The sequence below is a fragment of the Palleronia aestuarii genome, from assembly GCF_003253995.1.
Lineage (GTDB): Bacteria > Pseudomonadota > Alphaproteobacteria > Rhodobacterales > Rhodobacteraceae > Palleronia > Palleronia aestuarii.
Genome location: NZ_QKZL01000001.1, coordinates 127693 through 147160, shown reverse-complemented (window position 1 = coordinate 147160; position 19468 = coordinate 127693). Strand labels below are relative to the sequence as shown.

Annotated in this window: 18 protein-coding genes; 16 read left to right on the top strand and 2 right to left on the bottom strand. The window is 65.4% G+C overall.

Annotated elements, in window-relative coordinates; translation table 11 throughout:
* Positions 1-61: 61 nt before the first annotated feature.
* Together dprA and topA are read left to right on the top strand one after the other, a co-directional pair.
* Positions 62-1219 (top strand): DNA-processing protein DprA, encoded by a 1158-nt coding sequence (dprA, locus tag LX81_RS00730; protein WP_373280255.1) that lies wholly within the window; start codon positions 62-64, stop codon positions 1217-1219.
* 90 nt (positions 1220-1309) lie between these two features.
* A complete protein-coding gene (gene topA, locus LX81_RS00725; protein ID WP_111535367.1) occupies positions 1310-4057 on the top strand; it encodes a type I DNA topoisomerase in 2748 nt (915 codons plus the stop codon).
* Between the two features lie 46 nt (positions 4058-4103).
* Here the strand turns inward: topA and LX81_RS00720 are convergent, their stop codons facing one another.
* Positions 4104-4964, bottom strand: coding sequence for a sulfotransferase family protein (locus LX81_RS00720; RefSeq protein WP_146259370.1), 861 nt, complete (start codon positions 4962-4964; stop codon positions 4104-4106).
* Between the two features lie 214 nt (positions 4965-5178).
* On the opposite strand from LX81_RS00720, the gene LX81_RS00715 reads away from it, so the two are divergent.
* Positions 5179-5877, top strand: coding sequence for a CoA transferase subunit A (locus LX81_RS00715; RefSeq protein WP_111535365.1), 699 nt, complete (start codon positions 5179-5181; stop codon positions 5875-5877).
* A complete protein-coding gene (locus tag LX81_RS00710; RefSeq protein ID WP_111535364.1) occupies positions 5877-6500 on the top strand; it encodes a 3-oxoacid CoA-transferase subunit B in 624 nt (207 codons plus the stop codon). Before LX81_RS00715 ends, LX81_RS00710 begins: the two co-directional genes overlap by 1 nt.
* On the opposite strand, the gene LX81_RS00705 is transcribed toward LX81_RS00710, so the two are convergent.
* Positions 6497-7339, bottom strand: a complete 843-nt coding sequence (locus LX81_RS00705) for a lytic transglycosylase domain-containing protein (RefSeq protein WP_111535363.1) — start codon at positions 7337-7339, stop codon at positions 6497-6499. The two genes, LX81_RS00710 and LX81_RS00705, sit on opposite strands and share 4 nt — an antisense overlap.
* Positions 7340-7696: 357 nt before the next feature.
* On the opposite strand from LX81_RS00705, the gene LX81_RS00700 reads away from it, so the two are divergent.
* From LX81_RS00700 to LX81_RS00645, 12 genes are all read left to right on the top strand, one after another.
* Entirely contained in the window at positions 7697-7924 is a 228-nt protein-coding gene (locus LX81_RS00700; protein ID WP_111535635.1) for a Flp family type IVb pilin, read from the top strand.
* 138 nt (positions 7925-8062) lie between these two features.
* Entirely contained in the window at positions 8063-8914 is an 852-nt protein-coding gene (gene cpaB / locus LX81_RS00695) for a Flp pilus assembly protein CpaB (protein ID WP_111535362.1), read from the top strand.
* Between the two features lie 163 nt (positions 8915-9077).
* Positions 9078-10481 carry a type II and III secretion system protein family protein gene (locus LX81_RS00690; RefSeq protein WP_111535361.1) on the top strand — a complete coding sequence of 468 codons (1404 nt, stop codon included), beginning with the start codon at positions 9078-9080 and terminating at the stop codon, positions 10479-10481.
* A gap of 5 nt (positions 10482-10486) precedes the next feature.
* Positions 10487-11131, top strand: coding sequence for an OmpA family protein (locus LX81_RS00685; RefSeq protein WP_373280254.1), 645 nt, complete (start codon positions 10487-10489; stop codon positions 11129-11131).
* Positions 11132-11316: 185 nt separating this feature from the next.
* Positions 11317-12573: a CpaE/TadZ family protein gene (locus tag LX81_RS00680; RefSeq protein ID WP_111535360.1), complete on the top strand. Its 1257-nt coding sequence runs from the start codon at positions 11317-11319 to the stop codon at positions 12571-12573.
* Positions 12574-12586: 13 nt separating this feature from the next.
* Positions 12587-14044 carry a TadA family conjugal transfer-associated ATPase gene (locus LX81_RS00675; RefSeq protein ID WP_111535359.1) on the top strand — a complete coding sequence of 486 codons (1458 nt, stop codon included), beginning with the start codon at positions 12587-12589 and terminating at the stop codon, positions 14042-14044.
* A gap of 6 nt (positions 14045-14050) precedes the next feature.
* Positions 14051-15019: a type II secretion system F family protein gene (locus tag LX81_RS00670; protein ID WP_111535358.1), complete on the top strand. Its 969-nt coding sequence runs from the start codon at positions 14051-14053 to the stop codon at positions 15017-15019.
* A gap of 13 nt (positions 15020-15032) precedes the next feature.
* Entirely contained in the window at positions 15033-16016 is a 984-nt protein-coding gene (locus tag LX81_RS00665; RefSeq protein ID WP_111535357.1) for a type II secretion system F family protein, read from the top strand.
* Between the two features lie 7 nt (positions 16017-16023).
* Complete coding sequence (locus tag LX81_RS00660; protein ID WP_111535356.1) at positions 16024-16578, top strand: tetratricopeptide repeat protein; 555 nt, start codon at positions 16024-16026, stop codon at positions 16576-16578.
* A gap of 41 nt (positions 16579-16619) precedes the next feature.
* Positions 16620-17474, top strand: coding sequence for a tetratricopeptide repeat protein (locus LX81_RS00655; protein ID WP_111535355.1), 855 nt, complete (start codon positions 16620-16622; stop codon positions 17472-17474).
* A gap of 1 nt (position 17475) precedes the next feature.
* Positions 17476-17997, top strand: a complete 522-nt coding sequence (locus LX81_RS00650; RefSeq protein WP_111535354.1) for an A24 family peptidase — start codon at positions 17476-17478, stop codon at positions 17995-17997.
* Positions 17998-18119: 122 nt separating this feature from the next.
* Positions 18120-19427, top strand: a complete 1308-nt coding sequence (locus tag LX81_RS00645) for a DUF8689 domain-containing protein (RefSeq protein WP_111535353.1) — start codon at positions 18120-18122, stop codon at positions 19425-19427.
* The last annotated feature ends 41 nt before the right edge of the window (positions 19428-19468 follow it).

Here is a 19468-nt window from a genome sequence, read left to right as displayed (position 1 = left end):
TTGTTCATCACCTGTTAAGATTCGCCTGCACAACTAGGAGGTGCAAGAGGACGGAGACAGGTTGGCCTTGGAGTTATCCCCTTCCCTCACCCCCCTCACCCCCCCTCACTCTGAGGAAGAGTGGCTGGTCTGGCTCCGTCTCTTGCGCTCCCGCCGCGTCGGCATCTCCACATTCTACCGCCTCCTGAACGAGTTCGGCTCCGCTCCGGCGGCGCTCGAGGCGCTTCCCGACATCGCGCGTTCCGCGGGTGCAGTCGCCTATTCCCCCTGCCCGGCCCCGATCGCCGAAAACGAAATCCGGCGCGGTCGCCTCGCGGGAGCCCGGCTCGTGGCGATCGGCGCACCGGACTATCCCCCTCTCCTCGCCGCGATCCCCGATCCGCCGCCGCTTCTTTGGGTCAGGGGCGATGCCGACCTTCTCGCACATCCCCCGGTGGCACTTGTCGGTGCGCGGAACGCTTCCTCGCTCGGTCTGCGCATGGCCCGGACGCTCGCGTCCGGACTGGGCGAAGCAGGCGCGATGACGGTTTCGGGGCTCGCCCGCGGCATCGACGCCGCCGTCCATACCGCGAGCCTCGCGACCGGGACCATTGCCGTCATGGCGGGAGGGATCGACGTCGTCTACCCCGCCGAGAATGCGGTCCTCGCGCAGGAGATCGGCGAGCGCGGTCTCCTCGTCTCCGAGCAGCCCGTCGGCATGCAGCCGCAAGCCCGACATTTCCCGCGGCGCAACCGGATCGTCTCCGGCCTCGCGCGGGCGGTCGTGGTGATCGAAGCCGCGGCGAAGTCGGGCAGCCTCATCACCGCGCGCATGGCGCTCGAACAGGGGCGCGAGGTGCTCGCCGTGCCGGGCCATCCCTTCGACGCGCGCGCAGCCGGCAACAACAGCCTGATCCGCGACGGCGCGGTTCTGATCCGCGGCGTGCGCGATGTTCTCGAGGTCGTCGATCTGCAACCCGCACCGAAGCCCGCCGATCGCACGCCGGAGCCCGGGGCGGAGAAGAAGGCGCGACCGACGCGCGACCTGCGCGGGACGGCCGATCTGCATGCCTTGATCCTAGAGCGGCTTGGCCCCTCGCCGACCGCGGAGGACGAGCTGATCCGGGACCTCGGCGGACCGGCCGCACGTGTCGCGGCCGAGATCGTCACCCTCGAGCTCGACGGAAAGCTGACCCGTCAACCTGGCGGCTTCCTCTGCCGGCCCCCGAGCGAACGCTGAGTACCGCCGATCCGTCATCGGATTGACAAGGCAGGGGCAGACCCCACATCTAGCGCCGCGCGCCCACCCCAGTCAGCCGAAGGGATGCACATGCCGGTCGTCGTCGTCGAATCGCCTGCCAAGGCGAAGACAATCAACAAGTATCTCGGCCCGGGTTATACCGTCCTTGCATCCTACGGCCATGTCCGCGACCTCCCTCCGAAGGACGGCTCCGTCGATCCGGAGAACGGTTTCGACATGAAATGGGAGATCGCCACCGATTCCCGGAAGCACGTGAAGGCGATCGCCGACGCGCTCGCGTCCGACAACGCCCTCATCCTCGCCACCGACCCCGATCGCGAGGGCGAGGCGATCTCCTGGCATCTCGAGGAGGCCTTGAGGAAGCGGAAGGCGATCAAGAAGGACACTGCCGTCAGCCGCGTGGTCTTCAACGCGATCACCAAGTCCGCGGTCACGGAAGCAATGAAATCGCCCCGTCAGGTCGATGCGCCGCTCGTCGAGGCCTACCTCGCGCGTCGCGCGCTCGACTATCTCGTGGGCTTCAACCTCTCGCCCGTGCTCTGGCGCAAGCTGCCCGGTGCGAAATCCGCGGGCCGGGTGCAGTCCGTCTGCCTGCGCCTCATCGTCGAGCGGGAAATGGAGATCGAGGCGTTCCGGCCGCGCGAATACTGGTCGGTCAAGGCGCGGCTCGCGACGCCGCGCGGACAGGAATACGAGGCGCGTCTCACGACCCTCTCGGGCAAGAAGCTCGACCGGTTCTCCTTCGAGAACGAGACGCAGGCGGAAATGGCCGTGCAGGCCGTGGCCTCCCGTGCGCTCAGCGTTCTTTCCGTCGAGGCGAAACCCGGCACCCGCAATCCCTCCCCGCCCTTCATGACCTCGACCCTCCAGCAGGAGGCGAGCCGCAAGTTCGGCATGGGCGCGCGCGCCACTATGGGCACCGCGCAGCGGCTCTACGAGGCGGGCTATATCACCTACATGCGGACCGACGGAATCGACATGGCGCCCGAGGCCGTGACGGGTGCGCGGGACGCGATCAAGGACCGTTTCGGCGGCGAGTACGTGCCCTCCGAGCCGCGCATTTACAAGAACAAGGCCAAGAACGCGCAGGAAGCCCACGAATGCGTGCGGCCCACGGACATGACCAAGGATGCCGATGCGCTCGGGATCCGCGACGGCGACCAGCGCAAGCTCTACGATCTGATCTGGAAACGCACGCTCGCGAGCCAGATGGAGGCCGCGCGGCTCGAACGCACCACGGTCGAGATCGGCGATGCCGACGGTGAGGTCGTGCTGCGCGCCACGGGACAGGTCGTGCTTTTCGACGGCTTCCTGAAAGTCTACGAGGAAGGACGCGACGAACCTGCGGAGGATGACGACAAGCGCCTGCCGCAAATCGCAAAAGGCGACGCCGCTCCCTTCGCGAAAACGCCGATGGTCGAGGAATTCGCGAAAGCCGGGAAATCCGACGACGTCGTGGACGACGCCCCTTCGGCGGGGATGCGGAAGAACGGCGCGGCGATCCTCGCGAAGAACGGCGCGGTCCTGGGCCTGCAGCACCACACGCAGCCGCCGCCCCGCTATACCGAGGCCACGCTCGTCAAGCGGATGGAGGAGCTCGGCATCGGACGGCCTTCCACCTACGCCTCCATCGTCACGACGATCCAGGACCGGGAATACGTCCGCAAGGATGCGAACCGCCTAATTCCGGAGGACAAGGGACGGCTCGTGACCGCGTTCCTCGCCAATTACTTCCGCCGCTACGTCGAATACGACTTCACCGCCGATCTGGAGGACCAGCTCGACCACGTGAGTGCGGGTGATCGGGAATGGAAGGACGTGCTCGACCGCTTCTGGCGCGACTTCTCCGCTGCCATCGCGGAGACCTCCGAGTTGCGGATCACGGAAGTGCTCGAGAAGATCAACGAGGTGCTCGAGCCGCATCTCTTCCCGCCGAAGGAGGACGGGTCCGACCCGCGGCTCTGCCCCAATTGCGGCGAGGGCCGGCTTTCGATGCGGACCGCGCGGTCGGGCGGCGCCTTCATCGGGTGCTCGAACTACCCCGAATGCCGCTTCACCCGCCCCTTCGGTCCGCCGGTCGAGGGCGAGGCCGCGCCGGCCATTCCGCCCGAGGGCAAGCTTCTCGGCGAAGATCAGGGAGACCCCATCTGGCTCCACGACGGGCGCTTCGGCCCCTATGTCCAGCGGGGCGAGGTGACCGAGGAGGTGAAGAAGCCGCCGCGGCAATCCCTGCCGCGCGATTGGCCGCCCGAGGACGTCGACCTGCAGAAGGCGCTGATGCTCCTGAACCTGCCGCGCGAGGTCGGGACGCATCCCGAGGACGGGGTGAAGGTCTGGGCGACGATCGGGCGCTATGGCCCCTATCTCAAGCACAACGATGATCCGGCCGCGCGCGGAGGCAAGACCGCGCCCCTGCCCGAGCTTGCGGACGTGTTCGAGATCGGCATGAACCGCGCGGTGGAGCTTCTGGCGCAGAAGGCCGCCTCCCGCGGCGGTCGCGGCCAGGCGGCGAAACCGCTGCGCGAGCTCGGGGAGCACCCCGAGAGCGGCGGCCCGGTGAACGTGATGGAGGGCCGCTACGGGCCTTACGTCAAATGGGACAAGATCAACGCGACGATCCCGAAAGGGACGGAGCCGGAGGCCGTGACGATGGCGATGGCCGTGGAACTGATCGCCGAGCGCGCCGCGAAATCGGGTAAGAAGACGAAGAAGGCGGCACCGAAAAAGGACGCCGCCCCGAAGAAGAAAGCCGCGCCGAAGAAGGCTGCATCCGCGAAGAAGGCGAAACCGAAGACCGTGAAGGGCGAGAGCGGCTGATCCGCACCCGGTCGGGTGCTGAGGGCACGGCCCCGGAGCGGGAGGATCAGACGGTCGGCGCGAAGTCCGGACGGAGGGAGAGTGCGGCTTCCCTTAGCTCTTCGACATTCGAGACCAGCGGCTTGCCACCCGAAACACGCTTGCGCTGCGCCGAGACGGGAGAGCTCGAGATACCGATATAGTCGCAGACCCGGTCGATCGTCGCCTGGTGGTCGTCCGATCGCTTCAATCCCGTCTCGTACTCGATCGTCAGATGCGGGAAGTGCGACATCAGCCTGTCCTCGAAATCGAGGGTGGCCGCGTTCCACCGCAGCATGTGGAGGAACGCATCGCGATCCAGCGGAAAGCTCGGGACGGGCTTGCGTTCCGGTTTGGGCCGGGCCTGGAAATCCCGCGTCTCGAAGCTCGTGGCGAGCGACAGCGTCTGGTCGAACGTATCCCGCCGCAGGTGGATCAGGCTGAAACCGCAGCTCACGAATCGCTGGAAGAGCCGAAGCGGATCGCGCACCCGCTGGATTTCCAGCATCTGATAGGTGAGGAGCTTGGCGCCGAAGGCCGATCCCGGCAGGGTGCGCGCGCACCGATCCAGATAAGCAACGGGCGCCACCACCGCATAATGCAGCATCTCGCCCGCGCAAAGGACACCCTCGACCTGATTGAGAAGGTCGTTCAGGAGCGAGGATCCCGAGCGTGGCCGACAGAAGATGAGGAATTTCCTGGGATCGTTCCGCGGCCGGACGGCTAGTTTGGCGACCGACTTGGCCTCGCGGTAGATGCCCTTCGTGGTCAGCCGGTCATGGTGGAAGAGGCCGAACCGGTAGGGTCCGCCGGGAGGCGTGATCGCATGGAGGGGATGGCCTGCCAGTGCGTCCCGGTCCGTCTGCGTGATCATGATGCCGTTTCTCATCCTGCGCTCCTCGAAGCCCTGTCCCCGGTCGTCGTCCTCCTCCCGAGCGCGGCGATCTGCCTTCGCTTCGCAAAACGGACGCGACATTCCGGCTACAAGGTCGATAGGATATTTCTTCACATCTATTCAACGACGCATGTCCGGCCTCCGTTTGACTTTGCCGCCATCGTGATCCAAGAAAACGCGTCAATCACGTTGGGGAGCGGGCGGCGTCATGAAGAAGGTCTATCCGGATGCACGGGCTGCGCTGGACGGTGTATTGTTCGACGGCATGTTCATCGCGGCAGGCGGGTTCGGGCTCTGCGGTATCCCGGAGCTCCTGATCCAGGCGATCAAGGATGCCGGGACGCAGGATCTGACATTCGCGTCCAATAATGCGGGCGTCGACGATTTCGGGATCGGGATCCTGCTGCAGACGCGGCAGGTCAAGAAGATGATCTCGTCGTACGTGGGTGAGAACAAGGAATTCATGCATCAGTATCTCGGCGGTGAGCTGGAACTCGAGTTCAATCCGCAAGGCACGCTCGCCGAGCGCATGCGTGCAGGCGGCAGCGGCATTCCGGGCTTCTATACCAAGACGGGCGTCGGCACGAAGATCGCGGAGGGCAAGGAACACAAGGAGTTCGACGGGGAGACCTATATCCTCGAGCGCGGACTGGTGGCCGACCTCGCGATCGTCAAGGCGTGGAAGGCCGACGACACCGGGAACCTCGTCTTCCGCAAGACCGCGCGCAACTTCAATCCGCCCGCCGCCATGTGCGGCAAGATCTGCGTGGCCGAGGTGGAGGAGATCGTTCCGCGCGGCTCGCTCGACCCGGACCATATCCACCTGCCCGGCATCTACGTGCATCGCCTGATTCAAGGCGAGCACGAGAAACGGATCGAACAACGCACGCTGAGGGAGGCGAGCTGATGCCCTGGGACCGCAATCAGATGGCCGCGCGTGCGGCCGAGGAGCTCGAGGACGGGTGGTACGTCAATCTGGGCATCGGGATTCCCACGCTCGTCGCGAATTACGTGGGCGATAAGGACATCACGCTGCAATCGGAAAACGGCATGCTTGGCATGGGACCGTTTCCGACTGAGGAGACGGTCGATCCCGACCTCATCAATGCCGGCAAGCAGACGATCACGGAACTGCCCCGCACCTCCTATTTCGACAGCGCCACCAGCTTCGGCATGATCCGCGGTGGCAAGATCGCAGCCGCGATTCTCGGCGCGATGGAGGTGGCGGAGAACGGTGATCTCGCGAACTGGATGATCCCCGGCAAGCTCGTCAAGGGCATGGGCGGCGCCATGGACCTCGTCGCGGGCGTCGGCAAGGTGGTTGTCGTCATGGATCACCAGGACAAGTCCGGCGGATCGAAGCTTCTGAAGGAATGCACGCTGCCCCTGACCGGGACGGGCGTCGTCGATCGCATCATCACCAATCTCGGCGTGCTCGATGTCGTGGAAGGTGGTCTGAAGATCGTGGAATGCGCCGACGGCGTGACGGAGGAGGATATCCGTGCCGCGACCGAGGCCACGATCGTCTAACCGGCATTGCTGCCCGTGGAGGCGATCCGTTCGCCCACGAAGACACAGCCGTCGCTGATGAGGAGCGGCGGCGTCCGGCACAGGCCGCGCGCGATCTGGAAGGCCTGGAGCACTTTCGGCACGTAATCGCGGGTTTCCGCATAGGGCGGAACGCCGCCATGCCGATCGACCGCACCTTCGCCCGCATTGTATCCCGCGAGCACGAGAATCGGGTCCTGGCCGAACCGACCCATCAACCAGTCTAGATAGCGCACGCCGCCACGGATGTTGTCCGACGCCATGCGGCTATCCGATACGCCGAAGCGGCTGGCCGTCGCCGGCATGAGTTGCATCAGACCGACCGCCCCCGCATGGCTCACCGCCTGCGCCCGCCCGCCCGATTCGACGGCGATAACCGCCAGAGCGAGGGCCGGCGACACGCGTGTGCCAACGGTCGCCGCGAGGATGTCGTCGCCGTGCCGATCCGCGATCCTGCGCAGCGCGTCGAGCCGGAACCCCGCACCCTGCCCGGTCGAGGCGTTCAGCGCGGCCATCGCGAGGTCCAGTCCCCCCGACCCGAATCCCGAGGCCGGAACGTCATCCCAGAAGCCTCCGGAGGGCACATCAGGCGTTGCATCCACCGTCGAGGCGGGCGTGCCGGGATCGAGCGTCACTGCCGGTTTGGAACCAGGGAGGACCTCTGCGGGATCGATCTGCACAAGTATGCGCTTCACCGCACCGGCGGCAGGGGGTTTTACCCGCTTGAAGGTGAAGTCGCGAAAGGGAGGCGGACCTTCGGCTCGTGCCGACGAGCCGGGAAGTGCGAGCGCCAGAACGGCTGCGATAAGGATGGTCCGCATGTCGAAAGTCGCCTTTCCCGCTCGTGGCCGCGATCACCGTGGAAGGACAAAGGCTCACACGCCAAGTGATTGGCGGTAGAGCACCGAACAATCGCTGGGGTCTGTCGCCAATTTGCCGCGACGCGGCCCTTCTTTCGCCCTGCGCATCTCGTGGTTTGGGCCCGAGGCGTGATCGCGACACGGGCCCGGCCCGACGTAGTCGCCTTGCGCTTTATGGCGCCGTCAAAGCGCCGAAGAATGCCACGTTTCTCGCCTTATTCTGGCCAGATTGCCCCGACATAACGGCCCCATGCCGAACGAAGCCGGTGTTTCGGGTCGGTGGGGCAACGAACGCCGCTTCAAAAAAGGATGATGAACATGAAATTCTTCAAGCTTGCCAGGAATTTTCGCCGTGACGAAGACGGCGCCGTTACCGTCGACTGGGTCGTGCTGACCGCCGCCATCGTCGGCCTCGGGATCGCCGTTCTTGCCAGCGTCCGCACTGGCGTGACGAACCTCGGAACGGACATCGGGGCGAGCCTTACCGATGCTAGCGTTGCGCCGATCGGAACGCTCGGCACCTCCGGGACCACCACGACTCCGTGAAGATATCGGAGCCATCATGCATGATCGCTGGAATCCGGCCGCTCAGGACGCGGCCGGATTTACCGTTTCTGCATGGTTGATCGCTAACGGATACAGGAACGGCTTCGGTCGATTCCAGAAAGTGGTGAGGTTGCAAGAATGCGGCTTGTCTTCATGGTCGTTCTGCTCGCGGGTCTCGGCCTCGCCGGTTTCGCGGCCTATACGGCGAAGGAATACATCGACGCGAACAAGTCGGCCCTCGCCGCCGAACGTGCGAGAAATGCGCCGCAGGTCGCGCTGCAACCCGCCTTTGTCGTCAATCGCGCCGTTGCCTATGGCGAGCGCCTCTCCGCAAACGACGTCCGGCTCGTAGCCTTCCCCGTCGAAGCCACGCCGGAGGGCGTCTTCCGCAGCGAGGAAGAGTTGTTCCCGAACGGGACGGGAGTCGAGCGCTCCGTCCTGCGCGCCATGGAACCCAACGAGGCGGTTCTCGCATCGAAGGTGACGAAACCCGGCGAGGATGCCGGCGTCTCCGCCCGCCTGGCCGAGGGCATGCGTGCCTTCGCGATCCGTGTGGATGTCGCCACGGGCGTTTCGGGATTCCTGCGTCCGGGCGATCGGGTCGACGTGTACTGGAGCGGCACCCTGCCCGCTTCCAGCGGGGAACGCGAAAACGTGACGAAGCTCATCGACACGAACGTCCGGCTCGTGGCGATCGACCAATCGGCCGAGGAGGATCGTTCCGGCGCCACCGTCGCACGGACCGTCACCGTGGAGGCCAGCCCGCGTCAAGTCGCGGCCCTCGCCCAGGCGCAGGCCACCGGCTCGCTCTTCCTGAGCCTCGTGGGTGCCGAGGACATCAGCGTCGCGGAAGCCGTGGAGATCGATCAGCGCGAACTGCTCGGCCTGAAGCGCGAGAGCCGGGTAGAGGTTCAGCGCCAGGAGGTCTGCACGGTGCGGACACGTCGCGGCTCGGAAGTGGTCGAAATTCCGGTCACCTGCCGGAACTGAGGTACCCGCCTCGAAGGAATAGCTCCACCAGAGGTGTTGCGCTAACCATACAAATAATCCCTCCGCTGATCGACCTGTCGTTGCATTGAATCGCATCACACCGCAGGATACGCGAAAGCGGGCCTGAGATCCGCCGTGACAACGAGCGAAGAGGCGGGTTGGTATGGGCGTAGAGGCGATGGTGAGGGGGGTGCTGCTCGGCCTTGCGATGGCCGGCGGTGTCGTGGCGCCGCCCGCATCCGCACAGGGGCTGCGCATCATGCCCGGCGCGACCTCCGGCGATCTCAGCGTTCCGATGAACCGCGCCGTGGTCGTTGAGGCCGACGCCCCCTTCGCGGAACTCAGCATCGCCAACCCCGCCATCGCCGACATTTCCACCCTGTCGGACCGGACGATCTACGTTCTCGGCAAGACGCCGGGTCGAACGACGCTCACGTTGCTCGACGCCGAAGGGCGGCTCATCACGAATGTCGATGTCCACGTCATTCCGGATATCGCCGAATTCAAGGAACGGCTGCAGCAGATCCTGCCCAATGAACGGATCGAGGTCCGCACCGCCAATGACGGAATCGTCCTCTCGGGGATCGTGTCGAGCATCACCGCGCTCGACCGCGCCCTCGATCTTGCGAGCCGCTACGCGCCGGAACGGGTCTCCAACCTGATGAGCGTGGGCGGCACGCAGCAGGTTATGCTGAAGGTGCGCTTCGCGGAGATGTCGCGGTCGGCGAGCAAGGCGCTCAACTCCTCCGTCGCGCTCGGTGGCGTCGACGGGAACTATGCCGCGACGGCGGCGACCGGGACCTATGGCGAAGGCGACAATCTCGGACGCTTCCTCGATGGCCAGGGGCCGGTCACCGCCACGCCGCAGGAAGGCCGCTTCGGAATCAGCTTCGGCACCGGAAGCCTGCGTCTCGCGGTCCTGCTCGAGGCACTCGAATCGAAAGGCGTCGTCCGGACACTCGCGGAGCCGAACCTCACCGCTCTGTCGGGACAGGAGGCCTCCTTCCTCGCGGGCGGCGAATACCCGATCCCGGTGCGCGGCGAGGAGGATTCGATCGCGATCGAGTACAAGCCCTTCGGCGTGGAGCTCGATTTCCTGCCGCGCGTCGTGGACACCGATACGATCAACATCGAGCTCACGGCCGCCGTCTCCGGCATCGACCCGACCGTTGCGGTCACCGCCGGAGGTTTCGCGGTCAACGGTTTCTCCCGGCGGGAATCGCAAACGACGATCGAGCTTCGGGACGGCGAGAGCTTCGCCATCGCGGGCCTTCTGCAGGACGATTTCCGCGACCTCTCCGGTCAGGTGCCCTGGCTGGGCGACCTCCCCGTCCTCGGCGCACTTTTCCGCAGCGCGGAATACGAGCGAAACCAGAGCGAGCTCGTCATCATCATAACCGCCCACCTCGTGAGCCCCGTCAGGGGCGAGGCGCTCGCGGTGCCGTCCGACCGCATCACCATTCCGACCGAGCGCGAGCTGTTCCTGCAGGGGCGGGTCGTCGGCGGTCCGGCGGGCGAGGTCGCACGGCAGGATTTCTCGGGCTCCTACGGCTACGTGATGGAGTGAGCATCGTGCGGATCGTCCTCTCGGCTTTCGCCGCGACCATGCTTCTCGTCTCCTGCGCGGCGTCGCCGAGCTGGAACCGTCCTGCCGGATCGATGCTCGACGAGGGGCGGTTCGGAGAGCCGACGCGGAACAACCTGCTCGTCCAGACAGGCCAGATCAGCCAGATCGAGGGGCTGAACAACCGGTTCTCCACCGAGATCGATTCGGTCGTGACCTTCGCATTTAACAGCGCCGTGCTCGATGCCGCGGCACGCGCGACGATCGCCCGACAGGCCGCATGGATCCGTCAATTCCCCGAAGTGGCGTTCCGCGTCTATGGCCATACCGACCTCGTCGGCAGTGATGCGTATAACTACGCGCTGGGCCTGCGCCGCGCCGAGGCGGTGGTCGCCGCGCTGGTCTCGCACGGCGTGAACCCCGCGCGCCTCGCGGCGCTCGTCTCCTTCGGCGAAACGCAGCCGTTGATCGTGACACAGGGGCGTGAACGGGCAAACCGGAGGACGGTGATCGAGGTTTCGGGGTTTGCGGGCGGGTCGGATCGTCTGATGAACGGCAAGTATGCGGCGGTGATCTTCCGTGAATACGTCCGCAGCGCGGAGCCCTTCGTGACGCTTGGCGATGTCGGAACCACCGACATCGATACACCCTAGGCCCGCATATCCAACTATCCCCATCCCGGCACAAATAACGCGGGCATCACGGGCGGTGATCTCAGATCGGGGCGGCCTAAACGCTCTCGTAACCCTCATGTCATAGATACGATCCGGGACCGACCGACCGTCGTTCGACATCGTCGACGACACCCGGCCCGCGTTGACGAGGGGATCCGTAGGTCATGACGAGTACAACCGCCCTGGCAATCGAACAGGACCTCGTCCGTGCCTGCACGATCTGCCGCGATGTCGAGAAGTTCGATCTCCTCATCGAGGATATGGAGGCGGAACTCGGCGCGGCCTGGGGGGATCTGTCCTTCTCCGATGCCGCCTCGTTTCTCCGGCAACCCGAGGCGGACGCCCTCGAATTCGTGGCGATCGCCATGGACGAGGCCGACGAAGGCAACACCGCGCTCATCTCTGAACTGATTCGGACGGCATGCAGTCGCGGAATCGGTGTCGTGGTCATCGCGGAGGAAGTGAGCCCTATGGTGCTACACCAGCTTCTGAAGCTCGGTGCGCGCGAATTCGTCCCCTACCCGCTTCCCGACGGCGCGCTGCGCGAGGCGGTCGAGCGGATGCGCAAGCCCGAGGCTCCGCCTGCGGCCCCGGCACCGCCGCAAGGTCGCGGAACCGTCTCGGCGCTCAAGTCCGCGGGCGACCGGAATGCGGTGATCCTGCCGGTCCACGCCCTGGCCGGCGGCGCCGGGGCCAGCACCTTCGCGGTCAATCTCGCCTGGGAACTTGCCCTTTCGGAAAAGACCGACCCGCCGCGCGTCTGCCTACTCGATCTCGATCTGCAGATGGGCGCGGTTGCCACGTATCTCGACCTTGCCCAGCGCGACGCGGTGATGGAGCTGCTCACCAATACCGATGCGGTCGACAGCGACAGTTTCCTCCAGGCCCTGGTGCCCTTCCGCGATCGGCTCCACGTCCTGACATCTCCGGCGGAAATGCTGCCGCTCGATCTCATAGGGCCCGACGAGGTCTCCCGCCTTCTCGACATGGCCGCGTGCAACTTCGATTACGTCGTGATCGACATGCCTTCCACGATCGTTCAGTGGACCGAAACGGTTCTCAACCGCGCGCATGTGTACTTCACGCTGCTCGAGCTCGACATGCGCTCGGCGCAGAACACGCTTAAGATGATACGGGCGCTCAAATCCGAGAATCTGCCCATCGAGAAGCTGCGCTTCATGCTGAACCGTGCCCCGGGCTTCACCGACCTTGCGGGCAAGAGCCGGCTGAAACGTCTGGCCGAAAGCCTCGACATCGGGATCGAGGTCCGGCTTCCCGACGGGGGCAAGCCCGTCACGGAGGCGAACGATCAAGGATTGCCGCTCGCCGAAGGCGCGCGGAAGAACCCGCTCCGTCGCGAAATCCAGAAGATCGCCGCCTCGATCCACGAGCTGAACCGCGCCGCGTCGACCGCGTCCTAGAAGGGGCCAGACCATGTTCTCACGCTACAAGAAGCCCGCTGCGCCCGAGACCCCGGCCGCCCCGACCGCGACGCCTGCTCCGACGCAATCCGTTCCGGTCCAGCCCGCGATCCCGGAACCAGCCCCGATCGCCACACCCCCCCGCCCGACCCGCTCCGCGGCGCCCGCTCGTCCGGCCCCGCAGGATCGCGAGCGCAAGCGCAAGGAGCGTCTCAGCGACATCAAGGTCCAGCTGCACAAGGAACTCCTCGACAACTTGAACCTCGCCGCGCTCGACCAGGCAAGCGAGGAGGACCTGAAGGAAGAGATCACCGCGATCGTGGGTGAGGCGCTGACCGAGATGGGGGTCGTGCTCAATCGCGAGGAACGCCAGCACCTCAACCAGGATCTCTACGACGAGGTGAAGGGGCTCGGGCCTCTCGAAACGCTTCTGAAGGACGACACGGTCAACGACATCCTCGTGAACGGGCCGCAGCAGATCTTCGTGGAACGGGACGGCAAGCTCACCCTCTCGGACGTAACGTTCAAGGACGAGCGCCACCTGCTCCGGATCATCGACAAGATCGTCTCCGCCGTGGGACGCCGCGTCGACGAATCGAACCCCTATGTCGATGCCCGGCTGGCCGACGGCTCCCGGTTCAACGCGATGGTGCCCCCGATCGCCGTCGACGGATCCCTGGTCTCGATCCGCAAGTTCAAGAAGGAAAAGCTCGGGATCGACGATCTCGTGCGCTTCGGCGCGTTCAGCGAGGCGATGGCCCTCTATCTCGAGGCGGCCGTCTCCACCCGGCTCAACATCATCGTCTCGGGCGGAACCGGCTCGGGCAAGACCACGACGCTCAACGCGCTGTCGTCCTTCATCGACAATTCCGAGCGGATCCTCACGATCGAGGATACCGCGGAACTGCAGCTTCAGCAGACCCATGTCGGACGGATGGAAAGCCGGCCCGCCAACGTGGAGGGTCGCGGCGCGGTCACACAACGCGACTGCCTGAAGAACGCGCTTCGGATGCGGCCCGACCGCATCATCGTGGGCGAGACCCGCGGCGAGGAAGTGATCGACATGCTCCAGGCGATGAACACGGGCCATGACGGGTCGATGACGACGATCCACGCGAACTCCGCCCGCGACGGGATCAGCCGGCTCGAGAACATGGTCGCGATGGCCGGGATCGAAATGCCGCTGAAGGCCGTGCGAAGCCAGATCGCATCGGCCGTCAATCTCATCGTCCAGGCGAGCCGCCTGCAGGACGGATCGCGCCGGATGACGTCGATCACCGAGGTGACTGGCATGGAGGGCGACGTGATCTCGATGCAGGAGATCTTCCGCTTCCAGCGCACCGGCCTCACGCCCGACAACAAGATCATCGGGCATTTCACCGCGACCGGCATGCGGTCGCATTTCGCGGAAAGGTTCCGCATGTGGGGTTTCGAGCTGCCGCGCGAGCTTTTCGATCCGGTGGGCGGATAGGCGGGCATGACACTCAACGTGGAATTCGTGATCTACGGCGCGATCTTCGTCGCCGTCCTGCTACTCGTCGAGGGGCTCTACCTGACGATCTTCGGTCGCGCGATCGCCCGCGACAACCGGGTGAGCCGCCGCATCGACATGCTGCGGAAGGGCAAGGCGCGCGAACAGGTGCTCGAACAGCTTCGCAAGGAGATGGGCCAGCACATGCGGGTTCAGGGAATCCCGCTCTATTCCCTGCTCGCCGCCAAGGCGCAGAAGGCCAACATCGCGTTCACCCCGGTGCAGCTCATCATGGTGATGGCGGCACTGGCCGCCGCCGCGTATGTCGCGCTGACCGTCGCGACCTCAACTGCGCTTGCGGTCCGGGCGAGCGTCTCGGTCATGATGGGCGTCGGCGCCGTCTTCGTTTGGGTCAATGGACGGGCGAAGAAGCGCATGTCGCTGATCGAGGAACAGCTCCCCGACGCGGTGGAGCTCATGGTCCGCTCGCTGCGGGTCGGCCATCCTTTCTCGGCGGCTCTCAGCGCCGTGTCGCGCGAGATTCCCGACCCGCTCGGCACGGAGATCGGCATCATCGCCGACGAGAGCTCCTACGGACGCGACGTGGGCGAAGCCCTCGCGGCGATGGCCGAACGTCTCGACATGCAGGATCTGCGCTTCCTCGCGGTGGCGGTGACGATCCAGAGCCAATCTGGCGGCAACCTCGCCGAGGTCCTGGCCGGGCTCGCGAAGGTGATTCGGGCACGGTTCCGCCTCTTTCGCCGGGTGAAGGCGATCACGGCGGAGGCCAAGTGGTCGGGCATGTTCCTGTCGGTCTTCCCGTTCGGCGCGCTGGTCATGATCAACGTCATCCAGCCCGACTATTACGACGAGGTAATGGAGACCGCCTATTTCATCCCGGGCTGCCTCGTCGTCGCGGGTTTTCTCGTGGTCAACGTGTTCGTCATGAAGCGGCTCGTGAACATCAAGGTCTGAGGGAAAATCCATCATGACGCCGATCCTGGACATGCTGACCGCACTTTTCGGCCCGCTCGGACCACTCCTCGCGGTGGGGATGGCGGGTCTTCTCATGATCGCCGTCTCGCTCTCGGTGCTTCTGAAACGCCGACCCGATCCGATGGACAAGTTCCACGCCACGGTGAAGGCGAAAAGCACGCGAACGGAGGGCGGTCCGGGTCTCCGGGTGGCCGGCAGCGGCGCAAGGCAGGAGACGCTGCAGAAGTATTCGAGCTTTCTCGTTCCGCAGGACGAGGCGGAATATTCCGCGGCGCGGCTGAAGATGATCCAGGCGGGCTATCGCGGCAAGAACGCCGTGATGATGTTCCACTTCTTCCAGTTCTCGCTGGGGATCGGTCTTTTGATTGCGGGGCTCGTCTTCGCCCTTCTCGATTCCGCGAACGGTTCGATGACGACGCAATCGATGATCCTGTGGGTACTCGTCCCGGGCGGCATCGGCTACATGGCGCCCCGCTACTGGGTGACGAAGCGCATCCAGCAGCGCCGTGAGGAAATCGCCAACGGCTTTCCCGACAGCCTCGACATGATGCTCGTCTGTGTCGAGGCCGGGCAATCCATGGACCATTCGATCGCCCGCGTCGCCAAGGAGATCCGCGCGGGCTACCCGGCGCTCGCGGAGGAGTTCGAGATCGTGTCCAACGAGATCAGGGCGGGCAAGGACCGCACGGCGGTCCTTCGCGACATGGCCGAGCGGGCGGGCGTCACGGACATCTCGAACTTCGTCACGGTCCTGATCCAGTCCGCGACCTTCGGCACCTCGATCGCCGAGGCGCTCAGGGTCTATGCCGCCGAGATGCGCGACAAGCGCGTCATGCGCGCCGAGGAGAAGGCCAACACCTTGCCCACGAAGATGACGCTCGCCACTATGATGCTGACCGTACCGCCGCTCCTGATCATCCTGCTCGGTCCGTCGGTCTACGGCGTCGTGGTAACCCTGGGAGAATTGTCCCAGTAGGAGGGACATGCAGCCCATAGCGATCGCGGCACTTCTCCTGCTGACTGGCTGCGCCGCGCTGGGCAGCCGGCCGGACCCCGCCTCCCCCTTCGCGCCCAGAGGGATCGATCGGCGCGCGGAAACCGTCGATCAGCTCGAGGTCGGCCACCGTCTTATGGCGGCGCGGGAATACGAGCTGGCACTGCAGTCCTTCTATCTCAGCGCGGCGGAACGCGGACTCGACGTCGACGTCCTCACCGCGCTCGGCTCCGCCAACCTGCGCTTGGGTCGGCTCGGTCAGGCAGAAGCGCTGCTGCGCCGTGCCGTGGCGCAGGATGAGGGTTTCGCCCCGGCCTGGAACAATCTCGGCGTCGTCCTGATGGAACGGGGCGAGGTCGCGGAGGCGAGCCGGGTCTTCCGCCGGGCCGTCGCCGCCGATGACGGAGTGAGCGAGACGCTTCGTGCGAACCTCGCCTTGGCACTCGCCAAGATGGAAGTTTCCTCCTATCCTCTCCCTGATAAGGAGAGCTTCGCATTGGTGCGGCGGGGACGGGGCGATTACCTCGTTCAACGGACGGACTGACAAGCGGGGCCCGATCGCGGAGCAGGAACGAGGAACCGGCCATGCGCCATCCCATCATCATGTCGGCCTGTCTCGGCCTGGCCCTGGCAGGCTGTGCCGAACGCTCGGAGCGGGCAGAGGTCGAACGCGCCTTGCAGAGCATCGACGCCATAGACAGCGCCAATCTTGCGGAAATCATGCTCGACGCGGGCGACCCGGACGAAGCGGTCGCGTATTTCCAGACAGCGAGCGCCGAAAATCCCGATCGCGTGGATCTGCGCCGGGGGCTGGCCACCGCCCTCGTCCGCGCGAAGCAGCCCGCGCGCGCCACATCCGTCTGGCGACAGGTCGTTGCCTCGCCGGGCGCGACCTCGGCCGACCGGGTGGAATACGCCGATGCCCTCATCCGCAGCGGCGACTGGAGCGCGGCCAAGACACAACTCGACAGCATTCCGCCCACCTTCGAGAGCTATGAGCGCTACCGGCTCGAGGCGATGGTGGCGGACGGTAATCAGCAATGGGACAAGGCCGACAGCTTCTACCAGACGGCCGCGGGCCTCACCACGACGCCGGCGAGCGTCTTGAACAACTGGGGCTATTCGAAACTCAGTCGCGGCGATTATCCCGGCGCCGAACGCCTCTTCGCCGAGGCCCTGAGCCATGACGAGGGGCTCTTCACGGCCAAGAACAACCTCGTTCTCGCGCGTGGCGCGCAGCGGAACTACACTCTCCCCGTGGTACGGACCACGCAGACGGAACGCGCGCAACTCCTGCATACGATGGCGCTCGCCGCGATAAAGCAGGGCGACGTCGCGACCGGCCAGTCGCTTCTGCGCGAGGCGGTCGAGACCCATCCGCAACATTTCGAAGCGGCCGCCCGGGCCCTCGACGCGCTCGACGCGAACGTCGCCAACTGAGATGCTGGGACCCGCCGCTGCCCTCGCGGCCGGTCTCGACCTGTCCGACGGCGCGGCACGGATATTGCTGCTGCCGGTCGTGCCGATCTGTCTCTGGGTCGCCTGGAGCGACATGGCGCGGATGAAGATCCCGAATGCCGCGGTGCTCGCCCTCGTCGCAATCTTCGTTCTCCTCGGGCCCATCGCGTTGCCGTTGCCGGATTGGGGCTGGCGATGGGCGAGCCTCGCCATCGTCCTGTCCATCGGCTTCGTGCTGAACGTCATCGGCGCGCTCGGCGCGGGCGATGCGAAGTTCATGGCCGCCGCCGCGCTTTTCGTCGCGCCGGGCGATGCGGGGACGGTCGCGATGCTGCTTGCGACGATGCTGCTCGCCGCCTTCGCGACACACCGCCTCGCCCGCGCGATCCCCTATGTCCGCAATCGTACGGCGGGATGGGTGAGCTGGCGCTCCGCGAAATTCCCCATGGGACTGGCGCTCGGCCCCACGCTCGTCCTCTATCTCGCGCTGGCGGCCCTGTCCTGACGAGGTTCGACCTCGTCATCTTCACGATTTGGCCACCCGGATGGGTCATGCTGCGATCGGCAGAGCCCCGGTTCCCGACGACGCGTCGGAAACGCCGTCAGATCACGTGAAGGCCCGAAAAGATGAACATGGAAGCAAGCACCGTCCTTGCCCCGCCCGTCCCCCGAACGCTCGCGGAGACGCGGCTGCTACCGGTCATGGTGCGCGATATCCTTCTCAAGACCATGTTCCGCAGCAACGCCGCCGTCATCTCGGAACTCGGCCCCCGGCTCTGCCTGCCGCCCGCACTCACGCAGGAAATCATCGACGCTGCCCGGCGCGAAAAGCTCGTGGAGGCGATGGGGACGCTTCATGCGGGCTCCGGCGCCGAAGCGAGCTACCAGCTCACCGAAGCCGGCAAGGCGCGCGCCCTCGATGCACTCTCGCAATCCGAATATTACGGCGCCCTGCCGATCCCGCTCGATGTCTACCGCGAGCAGGTGGCGCGGCAATCCATCCGCAACGCGGCGATCACGCGACAGCAGCTTCTCTCGGCGATGGGTCACCTGATCCTGCCCGACAAGCTCATCGACAATCTCGGTCCCGCGGTCGGATCGGGCCGTTCGATCCTCATGTACGGCCCGCCGGGCAACGGTAAATCGTCCATCTCGAACGGGATTCGCGATGCGCTCGGAGACCAGATCTACGTGCCCCGCGCGATCGAGTATGCGGGACAGGTCATCACCGTCTACGATCCCGTCGTCCACAGCGCCGTGGAGATACGGCCGGACGATCCCGCCGCGCTGCGCCGGACGGCAAGGTTCGACGCGCGCTACATCCTGTGCCAGCGGCCCGCGGTCATTACCGGGGGCGAGCTTTCGCTTCCGATGCTTGATCTGACCTACAACGCGAATGCACGCACCTACCAGGCGCCGCTGCAGCTCAAGTCCACGGGCGGGATCTTCATCGTCGACGACCTCGGACGGCAGGAGGATCACCCCCAGTCGATCATCAACCGCTGGATCGTGCCGCTCGAGGAATCGAAGGATATCCTGGCGCTGCAATCGGGCGAGAAGTTCGAGGTGCCCTTCGACACGCTCGTGATCTTTTCTACCAACTTCCATCCCAACAAGATCTTCGACCGCGCCGCACTGCGCCGGATTTTCTATAAGATCCGCATCGACGGGCCCAGCCAGCAGGATTTCCTGAAGATCTTCGCCCTCGTTGCGAAGAAGAAGAAGATACCGCTCGACGAGGCGACGCTGATGCATCTTCTGAAGAACAAGTATCCCACGATCGACAACGTCTATGCCAATTACCAGCCGGTCTTCCTGATCGACCAGATGATCTCGATCTGCGACTTCGAAGGTATTCCCTATCAGATGACGCCCGAGCTCGCGGACCGGGCCTGGAGCAACATGTTCGTGGAAGAGTCGGAGGTCACGCACTGACCCCTTAGCAGCGCGAAAGGCTTGGCAAGGCGCCCGCTCCG

Excerpts from the sequence above, each read along its gene's own strand:
- LX81_RS00710 (WP_111535364.1), top strand. The coding sequence starts at position 5,877 with ATGCCCTGGGACCGCAATCAGATGGCCGCGCGTGCGGCCGAGGAGCTC.
- LX81_RS00680 (WP_111535360.1), top strand. The coding sequence starts at position 11,317 with ATGACGAGTACAACCGCCCTGGCAATCGAACAGGACCTCGTCCGTGCC.
- LX81_RS00650 (WP_111535354.1), top strand. The coding sequence starts at position 17,476 with ATGCTGGGACCCGCCGCTGCCCTCGCGGCCGGTCTCGACCTGTCCGAC.
- LX81_RS00665 (WP_111535357.1), top strand. The coding sequence starts at position 15,033 with ATGACGCCGATCCTGGACATGCTGACCGCACTTTTCGGCCCGCTCGGA.
- LX81_RS00655 (WP_111535355.1), top strand. The coding sequence starts at position 16,620 with ATGCGCCATCCCATCATCATGTCGGCCTGTCTCGGCCTGGCCCTGGCA.
- LX81_RS00660 (WP_111535356.1), top strand. The coding sequence starts at position 16,024 with ATGCAGCCCATAGCGATCGCGGCACTTCTCCTGCTGACTGGCTGCGCC.
- topA (WP_111535367.1), top strand. The coding sequence starts at position 1,310 with ATGCCGGTCGTCGTCGTCGAATCGCCTGCCAAGGCGAAGACAATCAAC.
- LX81_RS00670 (WP_111535358.1), top strand. The coding sequence starts at position 14,051 with ATGACACTCAACGTGGAATTCGTGATCTACGGCGCGATCTTCGTCGCC.
- LX81_RS00705 (WP_111535363.1), bottom strand. The coding sequence starts at position 7,339 with ATGCGGACCATCCTTATCGCAGCCGTTCTGGCGCTCGCACTTCCCGGC.
- cpaB (WP_111535362.1), top strand. The coding sequence starts at position 8,063 with ATGCGGCTTGTCTTCATGGTCGTTCTGCTCGCGGGTCTCGGCCTCGCC.
- LX81_RS00720 (WP_146259370.1), bottom strand. The coding sequence starts at position 4,964 with ATGAGAAACGGCATCATGATCACGCAGACGGACCGGGACGCACTGGCA.
- LX81_RS00645 (WP_111535353.1), top strand. The coding sequence starts at position 18,120 with ATGAACATGGAAGCAAGCACCGTCCTTGCCCCGCCCGTCCCCCGAACG.
- LX81_RS00700 (WP_111535635.1), top strand. The coding sequence starts at position 7,697 with ATGAAATTCTTCAAGCTTGCCAGGAATTTTCGCCGTGACGAAGACGGC.
- LX81_RS00690 (WP_111535361.1), top strand. The coding sequence starts at position 9,078 with ATGGGCGTAGAGGCGATGGTGAGGGGGGTGCTGCTCGGCCTTGCGATG.
- LX81_RS00675 (WP_111535359.1), top strand. The coding sequence starts at position 12,587 with ATGTTCTCACGCTACAAGAAGCCCGCTGCGCCCGAGACCCCGGCCGCC.
- LX81_RS00715 (WP_111535365.1), top strand. The coding sequence starts at position 5,179 with ATGAAGAAGGTCTATCCGGATGCACGGGCTGCGCTGGACGGTGTATTG.